Annotated in this window: 5 protein-coding genes; 3 read left to right on the forward strand and 2 right to left on the reverse strand. The window is 64.5% G+C overall.

Features of this window, described 5'->3' with window-relative positions; genetic code table 11:
- Positions 1–62 precede the first annotated feature (62 nt).
- Genes L1O02_RS10205 through L1O02_RS10215 form a run of 3 tightly spaced genes read left to right on the forward strand, consistent with a single transcriptional unit; the run spans position 63 to position 14,771 of the window.
- Positions 63–1,121: a TauD/TfdA family dioxygenase gene (locus L1O02_RS10205; RefSeq protein ID WP_060840287.1), complete on the forward strand. Its 1,059-nt coding sequence runs from the start codon at positions 63–65 to the stop codon at positions 1,119–1,121.
- 10 nt (positions 1,122–1,131) lie between these two features.
- On the forward strand, positions 1,132–4,203 hold the full coding sequence (locus L1O02_RS10210) for an amino acid adenylation domain-containing protein (RefSeq protein WP_235759812.1): 3,072 nt from the start codon (positions 1,132–1,134) through the stop codon (positions 4,201–4,203).
- On the forward strand, positions 4,203–14,771 hold the full coding sequence (locus L1O02_RS10215) for a non-ribosomal peptide synthetase (protein WP_235759813.1): 10,569 nt from the start codon (positions 4,203–4,205) through the stop codon (positions 14,769–14,771). The genes L1O02_RS10210 and L1O02_RS10215 overlap by 1 nt, the downstream gene beginning before the upstream one ends.
- Positions 14,772–15,435: 664 nt before the next feature.
- Here L1O02_RS10215 and L1O02_RS10220 read toward each other — a convergent pair.
- Together L1O02_RS10220 and L1O02_RS10225 are read right to left on the reverse strand one after the other, a co-directional pair.
- Complete coding sequence (locus L1O02_RS10220; RefSeq protein WP_159426431.1) at positions 15,436–17,913, reverse strand: TonB-dependent siderophore receptor; 2,478 nt, start codon at positions 17,911–17,913, stop codon at positions 15,436–15,438.
- A 112-nt stretch (positions 17,914–18,025) separates the two neighbouring features.
- A complete protein-coding gene (locus tag L1O02_RS10225) occupies positions 18,026–19,681 on the reverse strand; it encodes a cyclic peptide export ABC transporter (protein ID WP_060840283.1) in 1,656 nt (551 codons plus the stop codon).
- Between the last annotated feature and the right edge of the window lie 73 nt (positions 19,682–19,754).

The raw sequence follows: 19,754 nt of genomic DNA on the forward strand, positions 1-19,754 counted from the left end.
ATTGAACAATCATGCAGGCGCGTGCGATTGCCGCGCCTGATACCGCGAATCGGAGGTGGGTCATGTCGAAATTCGAGTCTCAAGCCATACCGGCATTGGGCAAGGGACGGCGCAAGAGCTTGAGCCTGGACCAATCCAGCCTGGTGACGTTCACGCCGCTGTTCGAGAACAGCTCGATTCCCCTGCTGTGCACGCCGAACGTTCCTGGCGTGGGGCTGGCGCAGTGGGCCGGGGAAAACCGCGAGCTGCTCCAGGAAAAGCTCGACCGGCACGCAACGTTGTTGTTCCGCGGCTTCGCGGTGCAGGACATCAACGAATTCAACCAGTGCGTCGATTCGATTTCCGGTGGTGCCCTGGAGTACCTGTTCCGGGCCTCGCCGCGGACCCAGATCACCAAGAAACTCAACGTCTACAGCTCCACCGACTACCCGGCCGTGGAAAAGATCTTTCCCCACAACGAGCACTCCTATTCCCCGGTGTTTCCGCTGCACCTGTATTTCTACTGCGACGTGCCGTCGACCACCGGCGGCGAGACGCCATTTGGCGACACCCGGCATTTGCTGGCGCGGATCGATCCACAGGTGCGCGAAGAGTTCCAGCGCAAGCGCGTGCTCTATGTGCGCAACTATGGCGACGGCATGGGGCTGCCCTGGCAGACCGTGTTCCAGACCGACAACCGCGCCGAGGTCGAGGCCTATTGCGCGAAGATCGGCGTGACCCCGGAGTGGAAGTCCGGCAACCGCCTGCGCACCCGGCAACAGGGCCCGGCCATGGTCCGGCATCCGCGTACCGGCGAGAGCGTGTGGTTCAACCATGCGACGTTCTTCAATGCCCTGACCCTGCCAGAGAGCATCCGCGACAGCCTGCTGGCGGAGTTCGCGCCCGAGGACCTGCCGCAAAACACCTTCTTTGGCGATGGCAGCCCGATCCCCGATGACTACATCACCCATCTGCAACAGCTCTATCGCGAGGTGATGGTGGAGTTTCCCTGGGAGAAGGGCGACGTCGTGATGCTCGACAACATCCTCACCCTGCACGCCCGCAACGAATATTCAGGCCCGCGCAAAATACTCACAGCCATGGCCGTCCCGCTGAAAAGCACCGACGTGGCCATTGGTTAAGGACATCAGCATGACCGACTTTTCCCAAGCAGAGACGTTTCAGATTTCGGCCCAGCAGGCCGCGATTCTTTCCCAGCAGCAGTACCTGGGCCAGCCGCTGGCGGCGCAGGCGCTCCTGTCCTTCGACACGCCGCCCGAGCGTGCTGTGCTGGAGGCCGCACTGAACGAGGTGTGCCAGCGCCACGAAATCCTGCGCACCCGCTACCGGCAGGTGCCCGGCTTCAAGCAACCGGTGCAGGAAATCACCCCCCAGGTGCGCCTGCGCCTGTCGCTGGAAGCGGGACGCAGCCTGCAACAGGCCCGTGCCGAGGATCGCCTGGCCCTGGCCGAAGTGCCCCTGGTGGCCTCGCTGCTGGATCGTCAGTTGCTGATCAGCGTGACCCTGGCCAGCTGTGACCGCCAGTCTCTGGCATTGCTGATGACCGAACTGCAGCAACTGTGTGCGGGACGGCAGTTGCCAGCGTTCGACAGCCTGCAGTACGCCGATTACGCCGCCTGGCAGAGCGAGCTGGGGGAGGAGGCGATCGGTCGCGAAGGCCTGCAGTTCTGGCGCACTCTGTATGCCGGACAGCAGCCGGGCGTGCGCCTGCCGTTCGAGCGCCGCCTGGACTTTGCGCCGCAGTTGCAGGAATGCCGCCTGGACACCGATCTGGCACCGGCATTGCGCCAATTGGCCAGTGCGGCCGAGCTGAGTGTCGAGGACAGCCTGCTGTTCCTCTGGGCCGGTTTCCTCGCCGGGCTGAGCCAGCAGGACTCGCTGTTGGTGGCGCTGACCGTGGACGGTCGCAGCGACCAGTTGCAGCAGACCCTGGGCCATTTCAGCCGGCGCCTGCCCGTGGCCGTCACGTTGCAGCCCCAAGCCACCTTGCAGGACAACCTGCAGGCGTTCCGTCATCAGCTGGACCTGAGCCGCTCTTGGCAGGATTGCCTGAACGAGCTGGAAGCGTTCGGCGCCGAGCAGCCCCGTCCCCTGGACCTGGGTTGCTCCTACAGCGAAGGCGCCGAGGTGCAGGAGCTGCTCCTCGATCGGGCGTACTTCGAGAAGCTGCACCTGCAGGCCCGGGCCGAGGCCGACCAGCTGTCGCTGCAACTGAGCTGGCAGCCCCGTCTGCTGCCCGACGGCCTGCCTGCCGCCTGGCTCGAACAGTTCGCCCAGTGGCTCAAAGCGGCCGCCGCGGACAGCAGCCTGACCCTTGAGCAATTGCCGTTGGTCAGCGCTGATCAGGCGCAGCGCCTGTTGCAGGATTTCGATCGCAGCGCGGACCTGAGCGCCGCCGCTGCACCGCTGCTGCACCAGCTGTTTGAAGAGGCCGCCCGGGCCTTTCCCGAGCGTGCCGCGATCCATGTCGATGGCCGGGAAATCACTTACGCCGAGCTCGACCGTCAGGCCAATCAGCTGGCCCACAGCTTGCGCCAGCAAGGGGTCGACAGCGACGCCATCGTCGGGGTCTATGGGGCGCGTTCCATCGAGATCGTGGTGGCCCTGCTGGGGATTCTCAAGGCCGGTGGCGCCTACCTGCCGCTGGACCCGGCCTATCCCAGCGAGCGCCTGTCCTTCATGCTCGAGGACGCAGCGGTGCGCTGCCTGATCAGCCTGCAACCCCTGCATCCGGACATTGTCCTGCCGGCCGACCTGCCCCAGATCAGCCTGGACCCTCAACTGTTGAGCGGCAACGCCCAAGCGCTGCCTAGCCGCAGCACGGGCGACAACCTGGCGTATGTCATCTATACATCGGGCTCCACCGGCAAACCCAAGGGCGTGATGGTGTCCCACGCCAATGCCAGCACCTCGACCCTGGCCCGCGGCGCGTTCTACCAGGCGCCCCTGGAACGTTTCCTGATGCTGTCCTCGTTCTCCTTCGACAGCTCCGTGGCGGGGATCTTCTGGACCCTGAGCCAGGGCGCGACCTTGTACCTGCCCAGCGAAGAACAGCACAAGGACCCGCAGCAGGTCGCCGAGCTCATCGACGCGCAGCGGATTTCCCACTTTCTGGCCCTGCCATCGTTCTATGCGCAAATCCTCGAAGCCCTGCAGCAGCCGTCACTGCGCTGTGTGATCGTGGCCGGCGAAGCCTGTCCGGTGGAGCTGGCCCTGCGGCACCGGGAACGGCTGCCCGAGACCTTGCTGGTGAATGAATACGGCCCTTCGGAAAGTGCGGTCTGGTGTTCGGCTTTTGCCGTGGAGCAGTCGCCTGTGGATGAGCGGGTGGCCATCGGTGGCGCTATCGCCGGTACGCGACTGCGGGTGCTGGATGAAGAAGCCGGACTGGCCGGTATCGGTCGCGAGGGCGAGCTGTTCATCGGAGGTCCGGGCCTGGCCCGTGGCTACCTCAAGCGTCCGGCCCTGACCGCCAGTCGCTTCCTCCCGGACCCGTTCGCCAGCACCCCCGGCGCGCGCCTGTATCGCACCGGGGACCGGGTCAGCAGCTTGCCCCAGGGCACGCTCGACTACCTCGGTCGGATTGACTTCCAACTGAAGATCCGAGGCTTTCGCATTGAGCTGGGCGAGATCGAAAGCCTGCTCGGGCAAGCTGCCAATGTGCGCGAAGCCGCTGTCGTGGCCCGGGACACGGCGGCCGGCAAACAGTTGGTGGCGTATGTGGTGCTGGCCCAGGTCGACGACCGCGAGGCCCAGGAGCAGGCCCTGCTGGCCCAGCTGCGCGAGCAGTTGCCCGAGTACATGGTGCCGTCGTTCCTCAGTGTCCTGGAGCGTTTCCCCCTGACCCCCAACGGCAAGCTGGACCGTAACGCCCTGAGCGCTCTGGAGCTGCAAGGCAGCGCCTATGTGGCGCCGCGCAACGAGCTGGAGGCCACCCTGGCCGCCATCTGGCAAGAGGCGCTGCAACTGGAGCGGGTCGGTGTGCATGACAACTTCTTTGCCCTGGGCGGCCACTCGCTGCTGGCCACGCGCATTCGCTCCAAGGTGCAAAGCGAGCTCAACCTGTCCTTGCCGCTGCGGGTGTTCTTCGAGGGCGAAACGGTGGAGCTGCTGGCCCGACAGGTCGAGCTGCATCGTGATTCCGGGGTGACAGGGGACAAGGTCGATGCCTTGGAAGCCCTGTTTGCGGAGGCCCAGGAGTGATGAATCCGTTACCCGAGCGCATGCTGGCGCTGTCCAAGCGGTTCGCCGCGTTCAGCCCCCAGGAGCGTAGCGCCTTGCAGCGCAAGATGATCGAGCAGGGGCTGTCCCTGGACCTGTTGCCGATCCCTGGGCGCAGCCAGGACCAGACGCTGATGTGCGCGTCCTATGCCCAGCAGCGCCTGTGGTTTCTCTGGCAACTGGAGCCCACCTCCAGCGCCTACAACCAATTGGCGGTGCTGCGCTTGCAGGGCGACCTGCAGGACGCCGATCTGCAACGCAGTATCCAGTACCTGATCGACCGCCATGAAGTGCTGCGCAGCACCTTCAGCCTGCACGGCCAGCAAGTGATGCAGGTGATTCATCCCCAGCGTGAATTCCTTCTGCAGCGCCTGGATTACAGCCACCTTGAGGAGTCCGGCCCGCAGGTGGCCGAACAGGTGACGGAGCAGGGCGAACGCCCCTTCGACCTGGAGCACGACCTGCTGTTGCGGGCGACCCTGATCAAGCTCGGGCCCCAGGAACATGTGCTGCTGTTCTGTACCCATCACATCATCAGTGATGCCTGGTCGCTGCCGATCCTGGTGGGCGAGGTGACCAGCGCCTATGTGCACTGGCGCCAATACCAGCGCGCGCCGGACCTGGCGCCGCTGGCGGTGCAGTACGCCGACTTCGCCGTTTGGCAGCGCCTGTGGCTGGAAGCCGGTGAAGCCGAGCGGCAGCTGCAGTACTGGCGCGAGCGCCTGGGCAGCGAACCCTTGACCCTGGAACTGCCTCTGGACCGGCCGCGCCCGCCGCTGCGCAGTGCCCGGGGCGGGCGCCACGCCATGGTCTTCGATCAGGACCTGGACCGCGGTGTGCGCGAACTGGCCGCGAGTACCGGCTGCACCCTGTTCATGGTGCTGCTGGCGTCCCTGCAGGTGCTGCTGCAGCGCTACAGCGGTGCCCGCAGCATTCGCGTGGGCACGCCGGTGGCCAACCGCACGCGGGCCGAAGTCGAGGGGCTGATCGGCTTCTTCGTCAACACCCAGGTGCTGCAGGCCGAGATCGACCCGCAGCAGTCATTCAGTGCCTTGCTGGCCCAGGTCAAGACCCGGGTGCTGGAGGCCCAGGCGCATCAGGACTTGCCGTTCGAGCAACTGGTCGATGCCCTGCAGCCTGAGCGCAGCTTGAACCAGAGCCCCTTGTTCCAGGTGCTCTACAACCACCTGGCGGGGGACAACGAAGGCGCGCGGGTGGAGATTCCCGGGCTGAAGATCGAGGCCCTGGCCAGCGACAGCGAATCCGTGCGCTTCGACCTGACCTTCAACACCCATGAAGAAGGCGGGCGCCTGCAGGGAGCGCTGGTCTACGCTAGCGACCTGTTCGACCCGCAGACCATCGAGCAGATGGCCCGGCATTGGCACAACCTGTTGCAGGCGGTGGTGCGCGAACCGCAGCGTCGCCTGGGCGAACTGCCGATGCTCGATGTGGCAGAGCGCACGCAGATACTGGAGCAGTGGAACCTCGGCAGCGCCTTTGAGCGTCCACCCCTGTCGGTACCGGCCTGTGTCGAGGCGCATGCAGTGCGCAGCCCCGATGCGCTGGCCGTGGTCTGCGCCGGGCAGCAACTGACGTATCAACAGCTCAATGCGCAGGCCAACCGCCTGGCGCGTCAGCTGCGCGAGTGCGGCGTGGGGCCGGATGTGCTGGTGGGCATTGCCGCGCAACGCTCGATCGAGATGATCGTGGGCCTGCTGGCGGTGCTCAAGGCCGGCGGCGCCTACGTGCCTCTGGACCCCGAATACCCGCAGGAACGCCTCAACGGCATGATCGAGGACAGCGGGATTACCCAGTTGCTGGCCCAACAGCAGATGATCGGGCGTTTTGCCGATCTGCCCGGGCTCTGTATCGAGCCCCTCGAGGATTCGCCGGCACGCCAGGCCCTGAGTGCCGACAACCTCGAACCCCTGACGGCTCCCGGACACCTGGCGTACGTGATCTTCACGTCCGGCTCAACGGGTCGGGCCAAGGGCGTGACCATCAGCCACGGCGCCCTGGCCAACTACGTGGCGGCCATTCATCAGCGTCTGCCGCTGGCGTCGGCCCGCAGCATGGCGCTGGTGTCCACGCCGGCGGCGGACCTTGGGCACACGGTGCTGTTCGGTGCCCTGTGCGGCGGCCAGGCGCTGCATGTGATCAGCGCCGATCTGGCGGTGGACGGTGCGGGCCTGGGCCAGTACCTGCAACAGCAACAGATCGATGTGCTGAAAATTGTCCCCTCGCACCTGGCGGCGCTGTTGGGTGAGGACAATGGCGCGGTGCTGCCACGTCAGTGCCTGGTGCTGGGTGGCGAAGCCTGCCCGGTGAGCCTGGTTGAGCGCATCCAGCGCCTGGCGCCGCAGTGCCGGATCGTCAACCACTACGGGCCGACCGAAAGCACCGTGGGCGCCCTGACCCAGGCCGTGGAGGGCGACTGGTCCCAGGCTGCGTCGATTCCCTTGGGCCGGCCACTGGCCAATGTCCGCGCCTATGTGCTGGACAGCGAAGGCCAGCCGGCCGCCGTCGGCAGCCTGGGCGAACTGTATCTGGCCGGTGCCGGATTGGCCCGTGATTACCATCGGCGTCCTGAGCTGACCGCTGCCAGCTTCATCCCCGATCCTTTCGACCCGCAGGGCGGCGCCCGCCTGTACCGCACTGGCGATCAGGTGCGCTACCGCCGCGACGGCAGCATCGAGTTCTGCGGGCGCATCGACCAGCAGATCAAGATTCGTGGCTTCCGGGTCGAGCCGGGAGAAATCCAGGCCTGCCTGCACAGTCATCCCTGGGTGCGCGAGTGTGCGGTACTGGCCCTGGATGGACCCCAGGGCAAGCAGTTGGTGGCCTATCTGGTGTGCCAGTCCGGGCTCGACCCGGATCAGTGCAAGGAAGGGCTCAAGCAGCACATGAACGCGCACCTGTCGGCCCATCAGGTGCCCAGCCATCTGATGTTGCTGCCGGCGCTGCCCCTGAGCCCCAACGGCAAGCTGGATCGCCAGGCTTTGCCGCGCCCTGAGCAGGGCCGTCCGCAGGACCTCTACCGTGCGGCACAGAACCCCGTGCAACAGACACTGGTGGATATCTGGCAGGAGGTCTTGAACCAGCCGCGAATCGGTATCAACGACAACTTCTTCGAACTCGGTGGCGACTCGATCATCGCCATCCAGATGGTCAGCCGCGCACGCCAGGCGGGCTTGCAGATTTCCTCCCGGGACGTGTTCCGCAGCCAGAGCATTCTTGAGCTGGCAGCGGTGGCCAAGCAAGGCACGGCCTTGTTCATCGATCAGGGACCGGTGCGTGGCCCGATGCCGCTGACGCCGATCCAGCAGGTGTTTTTTGCCAGCGACATTCCCCAGCGCCAGCACTGGAACCAGTCGCTGCTGCTGACCCCTCGCGAGCCGTTGCAGGTGCCGCTGCTGGAGCGCGCCCTGAACCAACTGCTGGTGCAGCACGATGCGTTGCGCCTGAGGTACCGACAGCACGTCGGCCTCTGGCAGGCCGAACACCAGGAGCATCCCGAGCCGGTCAGCCTCTGGCGGCAGTGGGTGGCGGATGCCGCAGCTATTCAGGCACTGGGCCAACAGGCCCAGAGCAGTCTCGACCTGGAACAGGGGCCGCTGTTGCGCGCGGTGCTGATGGACCTGGACGATGGCAGCCAGCGTTTGCTGCTGGTCATCCATCACCTGGTGGTGGACGGCGTGTCCTGGCGGATTCTGCTGGAGGACCTGCAAAGCCTTTATCGGCAGTTGGCCGAGGGTGCGGTGCCGGTCCTGCCGTCCAAGACCAGTGCTTTCCAGGATTGGGCCGTGCACCTGCAAGACTGGGCGCAGCGCCTTGGGCACACCGACGAACTGGATTACTGGTGCCGGCAACTGGAGCAGGCGCCTCAGGGCCTGCCCCTGGACTATCCCGCCGGGGCGAACCTGGCGTGCCATGGCACGGCGATCAATGCCCGGCTGCCTCGGGAGCTGACCAGCCAGCTGTTGCAGGAAGCCCCCAAGGCCTATCGCACACAGATCAACGACCTGTTGCTGGCCGCCCTGGCGCGCGTGATCTGCCGTTGGACCGGGCATTCGCAGATGCTGGTGCAGTTGGAAGGTCACGGGCGCGAGGAACTGTTTGCCGATGTCGACCTGTCGCGTTCGGTGGGCTGGTTCACCAGTCTCTATCCGCTGTGCCTGACTCCGGCGCAGCCACTCTCGGATTCGATCAAGGCGGTCAAGGAGGACTTGCGTCGGGTCCCGGCCAATGGCCTGGGTTATGGCGCGTTGCGTTACCTGGGGCCGGACGCGGTCCGCGAACGCCTGCAGGGGCTTGCGCAGCCGAGGATCACCTTCAACTACCTGGGGCAGTTCGACCAGAGCTTCGACTCGCAGTCACTCTTGGCTCCGGCGCCGGAAGCGGCCGGTGACGAACGTCACCACGAGGCGCCACTGAGCAATTGGTTGACGGTCAACAGCCAGGTCTATGGGGGCGAACTGTCCCTGAGCTGGAGCTTCAGCCATCAGTTGTTCAAGCCGCAGACGGTTCAGCGCCTGGCCGATGATTACCTGCTGGAACTGCAGGCGCTGATCGAGCATTGCACCCTGGATACCTCGGCGGGCGTCTCGCCATCGGACTTCCCCCTGGCCGGGTTGAACCAGGCTCAGCTGGATGCGCTGCCGGTGGCCCCACGTACCATCGCCGACTTGTACCCCTTGTCGCCGATGCAGCAGGGCATGCTGTTCCACACCCTCTACGAGCAGGCCAGCGACGATTACGTCAATCAGCTCCGGGTGTCGGTGCAGGGCCTGGACCCGCAGCGTTTCCGCCGGGCCTGGGAAGATGCCCTGCAGGCCCACGACATCCTGCGTACCTCTTTCCACTGGCAAGCGGAGCTGGAGCAACCGGTGCAGATTGTCCAGCGTCAGCTGGCGCTGCCGTTCCGGGTGCTCGACTGGTCGGCCGGGCAGGCCAGCGAGCCGGCCCTTGACGCGCTGGCCGGCGAAGAGCGCAGCCTGTGTGCGCATTTCGATCGTGCACCGCTGTTGCGCCTGTGCCTGGTGCAGACCACGGCCCAGGACTACCAGCTGATCTACACCAACCACCACATCCTGATGGATGGCTGGAGCAGTTCGCAGTTGATGAGCGAGGTCCTGCAACGCTACGCCGGGGTGGTGCCGCCACAGGCTCCGGGGCGTTATCGCGACTACATCCAGTGGCTGCAACGCCAGGATCTGAGCGCCTGTGAACGTTTCTGGCGCGAGCAACTGGGGCGTTTGTCGACCCCGACCCGGCTGGCAGGCAGCATCGCCCTGGAAAACCCGGGCGCGGATGCCGGCCATGGCGAGCTCCACCATGATTGGACCCTGCCGTGGACCGAGCGCCTGGTGGCCTTCGCCCGGCAGCAGAAAATCACCGCCAACACCCTGTTGCAGGCGGCCTGGCTCCTGCTGTTGCAGCGCTATACCGGACAGAGCACCGTGGCCTTTGGCGCGACGGTGGCGGGGCGTCCTTCGGAGCTGCCGGGGATCGAGCAGCAGATCGGTCTGTTCATCAATACCTTGCCGGTGATCGCCACCCCCGATGCGCAGATGAGCGTAGCGCAGTGGCTGCACCAGGTGCAGGCGCACAATCTGCAACTGCGCGAATACGAACATACGCCGCTCAACGATATCCAGCGCTGGGCCGGCAGCAGCGGTGAAGCGCTGTTCGATACCCTGCTGGTCTTCGACAACTACCCGGTGGCCCAGGCCCTGGAGCAGGAGGAGGCTTCCAGCGTGCGCTTCGGTGCCGTGCACAGTCGTGAACGCACCAACTATCCGTTGTCGGTGGCGGTGGCGCTGGAGCAGCGCCTGAGCATCAGCTACGGCTATGCCCGGGAGGCCTTCAGCGCGGCGGTGATCGAGCGCCTCAACGGCCATCTGCTACACCTGCTGGCGCAACTGATTGATAACCCCCAGTTGCAACTGGGCGCCATCGAGCTGCTGACCCCGGCCGAGACGGCGAGCCAATGCATAGCGCCCGTCGCGCCGGGGATCGAGCCGGCGGTACACGAGAGCATCGGTGCCCTCGCACAACGCTGGCCGGAGCGTCAGGCGGTGCTGTTTGCCGGGCAGCGCTTCACTTACGCAGAACTGGACCAGCGAGCCAACCGCCTGGCCCATGAACTGGTGGCCCGCGGGGTCGGCCAGGAGGTCCGGGTCGGCGTGGCGTTGCCCCGGGGCGAGGGGCTGCTGGTGGCCTTGCTGGCGGTGCTCAAGGCCGGCGGCGCCTTCGTGCCGCTGGATCTGAGCTACCCAGCCGACCGCCTGGCCTACCTCATGGCGGATTCCGGCATGGCCCTGTTGCTCAGTGACACCGAGTCGTTGCAGCGCCTGCCTTCGGCCGCCGGTCTGGCGGTGCTCGATCTGTCGCGCCTGGAGGTCGGGCAGCATCCGCTGACCGCGCCTGCGGTAACAGTGGCGCCAGAGAGCCTGGCCTATGTGATCTACACCTCGGGTTCCACCGGTCAGCCCAAGGGCGTGACCGTGGCCCATGGTCCGCTGGCGATGCACTGTCGCACCACCGGCGAACGCTATGGCATGACGCCCGAGGACTGTGAACTGCACTTCCTGTCGTTTTCCTTCGACGGCGCTCATGAACGCTGGCTGACCGCCTTTGTCTGCGGCGCCAGCCTGCTGCTGCGTGACGACAGCCTGTGGACCCCGCAGCAGACCTGTGAAGCGATTCGCCGCCATGGCGTGACCATGGCCGGTTTTCCTCCGGCGTACCTGCATCAGTTGGCGGAACATGTGCAGCGGGTCGGCAATCCGCCGCCCATGCGCCTCTACAGCTTTGGCGGCGATGCCATGCCGCAGGCCAGCTTCGAGCTGGTCCAGCAGGTGTTGCGTCCCCAGTACATGATCAACGGTTACGGGCCCACCGAAACCGTGGTCACGCCGCTGGTGTGGAAAACCGCTGCCGGTGAGCCTTGCAAGGCTGCTTATGCGCCCATCGGCCATTGCGTCGGCGAGCGCAGCGCCTATGTCCTGGATGCCGATCTCAATCCCTTGCCAGTGGGGGTCGCCGGAGAGCTGTACATCGGCGGCAATGGCTTGGCGCGAGGTTATCTGCAGCGTTTCGCGCAGACCGCCGAACGCTTTGTTCCCGATCCCTACAGCCCCTTGGGGGGACGTCTGTATCGCACCGGGGATGTGGTGCGCCAGGGCAGTGATGGGGTGTTCGAGTACCTGGGGCGTATCGACAACCAGGTGAAGATCCGTGGCTTCCGCATCGAGCTGGGCGAAATCGAAGCGCGGTTGATGGCCCACGAACAGGTCAGCGAGGCGGTGGTTCTGGCCCAGGACACCGCCCATGGCCGGCGGCTGGTGGCTTATCTGGTGCCGGCCGCGACCGCGCGTGAGGACGAGCAAGACCAGGAAAGGTTGCGTGAAACCCTGCGCCAGACGTTGAAGGCCTGCCTGCCCGACAACATGGTGCCGTCCTATTGGCTGTTTCTCGAACGCTTGCCGCTGTCGCCCAATGGCAAGCTGGATCGCAAGGCGCTGCCCATGCCGGAAATGGTCCAGGCCAGCCACGCCTATGTGGCGCCGCGCAGCGATCTGGAGAAGCGCCTCGCACAGATCTGGCAGGACGTGCTGAAGCTGGCGCAGGTCGGTCTGACCGACAACTTCTTCGAGCTGGGCGGGGACTCGATCATCTCCCTGCAGTTGGTCAGTCGAGCGCGTCAGGCCTCGATCCGCTTTACCCCCAAGGACCTGTTCGAGCAACAGACCATCGGAGGGCTGGCGGCGGTGGCGCAGTGCGGGGTGCAGGACGACATCGACCAGGGACCGGTGAGCGGCGACATGCCGCTGCTGCCGATCCAGCGTCTGTTCTTTGCCGAGCCGATTCCCCAGCGGCACCATTTCAATCAGTCGGTGCTGCTGATTCCGGCCACGCCCTTGAACCCGCTGGCCCTGAAGCAGGGCTTGCGAGCCTTGCTTGAACATCACGACGGATTGCGTCTGCAGTTCCAGCAGGGGAGCGCAGGCTGGAGTGCCAGCCATGGTCCGCTGGATCAGTCCGGGCCCGGTCCGGACCTGTTGTGGCAGGCCGAAGCCGCCAACGCCGCCGAGCTGGAGCAGCTCTGCGAGAAGGTCCAGTGCAGTCTCGACCTGCAGCGCGGGCCTTTGTTGCGGGCGCTGTTGGTGACCCTGGCGGACTCCACTCAGCGCTTGTTGCTGGTGGCCCATCACCTGGTGGTGGATGGCGTGTCCTGGCGCCTGTTGTTCGAGGACCTGCAAAGCGCCTACACCCAGGCGCTGGCCGGGCAAGCGCTGCAGTTGCCTGCCAAGAGCAGTTCTTATCAGGCCTTTGGCCGACGCCTGCAAGCCTATGCCCATGGGCCCGAGGCCCGGGCCGAACTGGCCTACTGGCGCGCGCAACTTGCGGGCGCACAGGCATCGTTGCCTGGGGTCGAACCTGGCACCCAGGCCTTGAGCCGTGACGCTGGCAGCGTGCAGGTCCAGCTCGATGCCGCGACCACCCAACGCTTGCTGCAACGCGCTCCAGCCGCCTACCGGACCCAGGTCAACGACCTGTTGCTGGCGGCCCTGGCCCAGGTCATGGGGCAGTGGACCGGACAGCCTTCGACCCTGATCCAGCTGGAAGGCCACGGGCGTGAGCAACTCTTCGAGGACCTGGACCTGAGCCGCACCGTGGGCTGGTTCACCTCGGTGTTCCCGGTGCGCCTGAGCGCCGGGGATAGCGCCGAGTCTTCGATCAAGCGGATCAAGGAACAGCTGCGGGCCATTCCCAACAAGGGGATCGGCTACGGTGCCCTGCGTTACCTGGGGGATACCGCCAGTCGCGAGGCGTTGCAGGGGCTTGCCCAGCCTCGGGTCACCTTCAACTACCTGGGGCAGTTCGACGGCAGTTTCGATGATCCTCAGGCGCTATTCATTCCGGCGCCCGAGGCCCATGGCGCGGATGCCAGCATCGATGCGCCCCTGGGCAACTGGCTGTCCATCAGCGGCAAGGTGTACGACGGCCAGTTGCGCCTGGACTGGAGCTTCAGTCAGCGCATGTTCGACAGTGCGCAGATCGAGTCTTTGGCCCAGGACTATGTCCAGGCGCTGCAGGCACTGGTGGAGCATTGCTGCCAGGCCCGCGGCGGCGTTACGCCATCGGACTTCCCGCTGGCGCGGCTGACCCAGGAACAGCTCGACGCCCTGACGCTGGTGCCGGCGCAGATCGAGGACATCTACCCATTGGCGCCGATGCAGCAGGCCTTGTTGCAGCATGAGTTGCAGGACCATGAGGCGGGGGATTTCGTCAACCAGATGTGCATGGATGTGCAAGGCGTCGACCCGCAGCGACTGCGTCAGGCCTGGCAGCAGGCCATGGATACCCATGAGATCCTGCGCAGCCGTTTTGTCTGGGGCGGGTCCCTGGTGCAGCCGCTGCAGGTGGTCCACAAGCAGGTCGAGGTGCCGTTCCAGGAGCTCGACGGCACTGTGTTGAGCAGCGCTGCGCTGGAGCGTCTGGCCCTGGCTGACCGGCTCAAGGGCTTCGACCTGTCCCAGGCGCCGTTGCTGCGTCTGCAGGCGATCAAGCTGGGGGAGGGACGCTACCGGCTGATCTGTACCAACCATCACATCCTGTTGGACGGCTGGAGCGGGTTCCAGTTGTTCAACGATGTGTTGGCGGCCTACACCGGGCAGGCCATCAGTCACCGACCGGCTGGCTACCATGACTACATTGCCTGGCTGCAGGCCCGTGACCAGCAGGCCGACGAACGCTTCTGGCGTGAACAGCTCAAGCCACTGAAGGTGCCGACCTTGCTCAGTGCCTGCGCGATGGCCCAGGGCGATCGGCAGCGGGGTGGGCATCGTCAGCATTACTTCGAGTTCGACGAGGCCCAGACCGAGCAACTGACCCGTTTCGCCCGGCAGCAGAAGATCACCGCCAACACCCTGGTGCAGGCGGCCTGGCTGTTGCTCCTGCATGTGCATTGCGGTCAGTCGACGGTGGCCTGCGGCGCCACCATCGCCGGACGCCCGCCACAGCTCAAGGGCATCGAGCAGCAGTTGGGGCTGTACATCAACGATGTGCCGCTGGTGGCCAGTATCGAGCCAGAGCAGAGCGTGGGTGACTGGCTGCAGGCGCTGCAAGGACGCAACCTGCTGATGCGTGAGCATGGCTACAGTGCCTTGAGCGATATCGAACGCTGGGCCGGGTTGCCGGGCGGGGAGTTGAGCGACACGGTGATCGTGTTCGAGAACTATCCGGTCAGTGCGGCGTCGGCGGGTGGGGATGTCGGTGATTTGCGTCTGGAGAGCATGCACAGCTTCGAGCAGACCAGTTCGGCGTTGACTTTGTATGTCGAGCTCAAGGGGCAGTTGCAGTTCCACTATGACCATCGTCTCAATGCCTTCAGCGAGGCGGCGGTAGAGGCGCTGAATCTGCAGTTGGTGCAGATGCTCTGGCTGTTGGCCGATGGTTCGGCGGTGCGGTCGCTGGCGCAGGTGTTGGCGTTGGCGCAGCAGGGCGGGACGCCGGTTAGGCGGGAGGTGCTGTTAGGGGTTTAGGTATCGTTGATTGGTGTGATGGGCGGGAGGACAGGTGACTGTTCTCCCGTTTTTTTTGGATGGGGGAAATCTGGTGGTGGTTGGGCTTTTGCGGCGTGGGTTGGAGTACAGCTCCATTGCTGCGGGGCTGGCCGCTGGCGGTTGGGAGGGGGCATATCCATTGCTGCGGGTGCGGCGGATGGCGGTTTCGCCCTTACGGCGAGTCACTTTGGGGCCCCATAGTAACCAAAGGGCTTTGCCCCTCCACTCGGTGCCTCGCATAGCGAGGCATGCCCGAACTCCGGCATTGATCCGTGGGCTGCCGCCACCGGCCATCCCTGGCCGGGTGGCGGCTAACCCGGCATCCCTGCCGGGTTACCCACGGCTCAATGCCTGCGTTCGGCCATCGTGGTTAACGGGGCGTTCAGATCAAGATCAAAATCAAGAGCCAGACGGCGGCCTTGCGGCCGGCCTGAAGCTGAACGCGCGCACTCATTCCCCTGAAGCTGGCTTGCCAACAAGGCTTTGGCTCGGGCGCTGTATGGCTTGCGGGCCTCTTCGCCGGAGCGCAAATCCAATGACAATGCCGAAGACTGGGGGCGAAACGTCGGGTCGAGGCTGGCGCCTCGGGCAAAAAAATCCCCGCCCCGGTGACCGGGGCAGGGAGGGGTTCAACTAGGGGGAATCAGAAGCTGTATTTGACGTTGAACATGACGTTGCGCGGGTCGCCGTAGTAGATCGAGTTGTAGGTGCCGATACCGCTGTAGTAGTTGCGGTCGAAGACGTTGTTCAGGTTGACCGTGGCCTTGAGGTTCTGGTTGAAGTCGTAGCTGCTCATCAGGCCCACCACGGCGTAGCTGGCACGGGTGAATTTGTGGCTGGGCAGTTGGTTGTAGGCGGCATCGACGAAGCTGTTGTCGACGAAGGAGGTCGAGCTCTGCCATTGCATGTTGCCGCCTACGGTGACTTTGTTCAGTTCGCCAGGCAGGCGATAGGTGGTGGCTACCTTGAACAAGTGCTGTGGCTGGGTGGTGGCCACGCGCTTGTTCTTGGCGTCGTAGGACTCCTGGTAGACGTAGCCGGCGTTGACGTTCCAGTCCGGCAGCACTTCACCGGCCATTTCCAGTTCGACGCCGTTGGTGGTGGCGCCCTTGATCGCACGCATGGCCTCGAAGCCGTCAACGCCCATGACGCCTGTATTCTCGCCCAGGTTGTCCTGCTTGAGCTGGAACAGCGCCAGGCTGGCGTTCAGGCGACGGTCGAAGTATTCACCCTTGACCCCCACTTCGTAGCTCTGACCGGTGAGCGGCTCCAGGGACTTGCCGCTGACGTCCAGGCTGTAGGGCTGCGGTTTGAAGATGTCGGTGTAGCTGGCGTAGACCGTGTGGTAGTCGTCCAGGTCATAGGTGATGCCGGCATAGGGAATGACTTCCCCGGAGTTGGTGGTGGAGATGCTCGGCAGTTGGCGCAGGGCGTTGACCCGATCGATCTGCCAGTCGTAGTCGGTGACCCGGGCACCGAGTATGAAGTTCAGGGCATCGGTGGGCTTGAGGATCACCGCTGCGTAGGAGACTTTCTGGGTGCTCTTGATGTCGAAGGTCGACCACCAGGCCCAGTCGGTCGGGTAGGGCATGCTGTTGTTCCAGTTCAGCACGTCGTCGATGACTCCAGTGGTGGTGCCGTCGATACGCTTGGAGCGGGTGGTGGCGTGGGAATAGTTGTAGCCCAGCACCAGTTCGTGGGTGCGCCCAAACAGCGCGAACGGACCCTTGGCGTAGGCATCGAAGGACTTCTCGTCGCTGTTGGAGCCGAAGTTGGCCACGCCGCCCGGCGGCAGGTAGCCATAGTCCTGGCTGTTGTCGAGATTGACGTGCTCGCTGGACATGCCGGCGATGATTTCCCGCGAGGTGTACTTGCGCGTATTGACTGTCGCCTTGAAGGTCCAGTCGTTGTCGAACTGGTGATCGAGGCCGACAAAGGCGTGCTGGGTTTCCTGGTTGCGGTAGGCGAACTTGTCCGCCGGGTTGGTGGAACGGGAGAACTTGATCCGATTACCGTTCTTGTAGAACACCGGCAAACTGGTGTTGGTCGTGGCGTCGTTGTTGTTCTTCTGGTAGTCGTAGCCGACGCTGAGGGTGGTGGAATCGCTCAGGTCGCCTTCGAGAATGCCGTAGAAGACGTTCTGTTCACCTTTCTGGTAGTCGATGAAGCTGTTGCGCTTGCCGGTGCCGGCCACCATCCGTCCGCGTATCGCACCGCCTTCCACCAGCGGGCCGGAAACGTCCACTTCGCTGGTGTAGCGGTCCCAGGAACCGGCGCCGGCGGCGACGTGGCCCTGGAATTCCCGGGTGGGGCGCTTGCGCACCATGTTGATCACCCCGGACGGATAGCCGATGCCGTTGACCAGGCCGGTAGCGCCCTTGAGCACTTCGATACGGTCGTAGATCAGGGTGTTGCCGATGCTGTAGTTGTCGCGGATGTTGCCGCCGTCGGTGCCCAGGCTGGGAATGCCGTCGTACTGGAAGTTCTGGATTTCAAAGCCCCGCGAGTAATACACGTAGCCTTCGGAGCTCTCGCGGTTGACCGTGATCCCGGGGGTCTGCTGCATGACGTGCGCCAGTTCGGTCAACCCTTGGTCATCCATCTGCTGGCGGGTGATGACGCTCACCGACTGCGGCGTTTCACGCAGCGACAGGTCCATGCGCGTGGCCGAGTTGCTTTGCCCGGTGGTGTAGGAACCGGTCCCCTCAGTGGTGCTCCCCAGCCCCTGAGTGGAAATGTTCATGGTCCCCAGCTCCACAGCCCCACTGCTTTGCACCAGGGTCACGGTGTTGCCTTGGCGCTGATAACTCACCCCGGTCCCGCGCAGCAGTTGCGACAGGGCCTGGTCGGGCTGCAAGGCGCCCTTGATCGCCGTGCTGCGCTTGCCCTGGACGCTGTCCTGGTTGTAGAGCACTTGCAGGTCGGCTTGCTGGCCGAATGTCTGCAAGGCGCTGCCCAGGGACTGTGCAGGAATATCGAAATTAGCTTGCTGGGCTTGTACCTGGGCGGCACAGGGCAGCGCCAATACGGCCCCAAGCAGATAGGGACGCAAGCTCGGCCGCAGCGCATGGCGCATGAGCAGGGCTTTTTTCAGGGGGGTGAGTCCAAGAGGTGCTGGCATGTTCATTTGCTCTTATTAAGCGGCAATGGGAATTCGTTTTAAATGTGAATGTTTCTCAAACTTGTTATGAGACGTTCGACTTCCCGAAAACCGGAAAGCCGATACGAAAAAATCAGGCCGGTTCGAGTTCGCAACTGACCTTGCCCGCTTCCATGCGCACCAACTGGTCGGCAATGTCGAAATAGCGATCGTCGTGGGAGATGACGATGATGGTCTTGCCCAGGCGTTTGAGGTCCGGCAGCAGCTCGGTGTAGAAAATCCGCCGGAAGGTCGGGTCCTGGTCGGCGGCCCATTCGTCGAACACCAGCACCGGGCGTTCCTCGATCCAGGCGTTGACCAGCGCCAGTCGCTTGCGTTGCCCGGTGGACAGATCGGTGGTGGTGAAGGCCCCGTCGCGGATGCTCACCTTGTGCCCGATCTCCAGGCGGCGCAGATACTGTTCGGCCTCTTCGGGCAGTTGTTCGCCACCCTGGACCAGGTCATCGAACAGGTAGTAGTCGGCAAAGATGGTGGTGAACAGTTGTCGATAGTCGTCGCGGGTCTCGGCGGTGACAGGGCGGCCGTTGAGGCGGATCTCGCCTTCCTGGGGTCGGTACAGGCCCAGTAGCAGCTTGATCAGGGTGGTCTTGCCGCAGCCGTTCTCGCCAACGATGAAGACGATGTCGCCCTGCTTGATCCGCAGGTTCACCGGACCCAGGGCAAAGGGCGCGCTGCCTTCGACGGCCGGGAAGGCGTAGCGCACATCGTGCAGTTCCAGGCTGTGCACGGTCTGGGGTTGGCTTGCGGTTTCACTGAGCAGCAGGTGCGGTTCGGGGGAGGAGAAGCGCTCGGACAGTTCGGCGATGCGGCGGAAGGCCACCTGGGCGCGGCTGACAATCGGCAGGTTGCCGATCAGCAATTCCAGGGGGCCCTTCATGTACAGCAGCACCAGGACGAAGCCGCTCATCACTGCGCGGTCGTTGTTGGGCCAGAAGGACTGCAGGGCCAGGGCCAGGCCGATGACCACGAAAAACAGCATGGAGCCGAAGGTCTTGGCGACGATGAAAATGTTCACCGACTCGATCTGTTTGTTGCAGATGTGCTCGGCGCTGTGCTTGATCCGCTGGTTGAACATGCGGTTGCGGCGCGGCCGGTGGATGCGCAGTTCCTTGGCGCCGTCGGCAATGGCGTTGTAGTGCTTTTGCAGGTTGTCCTCTTCATCCCGGGCGTCCATGAAGCCCTTGATGCCCTTGGTTTGCGCAACAAACTGCACGCTGCAACCAATCACGATGGCCACCAGCATCAGCAGGAACATCGGCCATGAGAGCAGGGCCAGGTAACCCAGGCAGCCCAGGGTCACGGTCAGGGAAATGGCCAGTGGCGCAAAGGCGAAGGCGAAGTCGCTGATGGTGTCGATGTCGTGGGTCAGTACCGGGATCAGGCGATGGCTGCGATAGCGTTCGATCTGCTCGATGGGCGCGCTGAGGACTTTTTCCCCCAGGTCTTTGCGCAGCTTGCTGATGATGTGCTGGCCGACGTAGTTGCTGCCGATGTCCGACAGAATCGAACACAGCAGCGCCAGCAGGCACAGCCCGGCGAAGGTCAGGACCACGCCGCGACTGAGGCCGTCGGCGCCGTTCAGGGCCTGGTTGATGGTCGCCAGCAGGACGGTGATGCTCAGGCCGCCGATGATGCCCAGCACGATCGAGACGGCCACGGTGGGCCAGAAAGGTTTGAGCAGGCCCAGCAGGTCACGGATGGCGCTGCGGCTACGCGGAGGGCTGTTCATGATGACTCCTGGTTCAAGCACGGATAAGGGCGGGTGAGAGGCGGTTTGCGTTGGGGCATGGGGGCCGGGGTGC

It is taken from the genome of Pseudomonas sp. BC42, from assembly GCF_021560055.1.
Lineage (GTDB): Bacteria > Pseudomonadota > Gammaproteobacteria > Pseudomonadales > Pseudomonadaceae > Aquipseudomonas.

Excerpts from the sequence above, each read along its gene's own strand:
- L1O02_RS10205 (WP_060840287.1), top strand. The coding sequence starts at position 63 with ATGTCGAAATTCGAGTCTCAAGCCATACCGGCATTGGGCAAGGGACGG.
- L1O02_RS10210 (WP_235759812.1), top strand. The coding sequence starts at position 1,132 with ATGACCGACTTTTCCCAAGCAGAGACGTTTCAGATTTCGGCCCAGCAG.
- L1O02_RS10215 (WP_235759813.1), top strand. The coding sequence starts at position 4,203 with ATGAATCCGTTACCCGAGCGCATGCTGGCGCTGTCCAAGCGGTTCGCC.
- L1O02_RS10220 (WP_159426431.1), bottom strand. The coding sequence starts at position 17,913 with ATGCCAGCACCTCTTGGACTCACCCCCCTGAAAAAAGCCCTGCTCATG.
- L1O02_RS10225 (WP_060840283.1), bottom strand. The coding sequence starts at position 19,681 with ATGAACAGCCCTCCGCGTAGCCGCAGCGCCATCCGTGACCTGCTGGGC.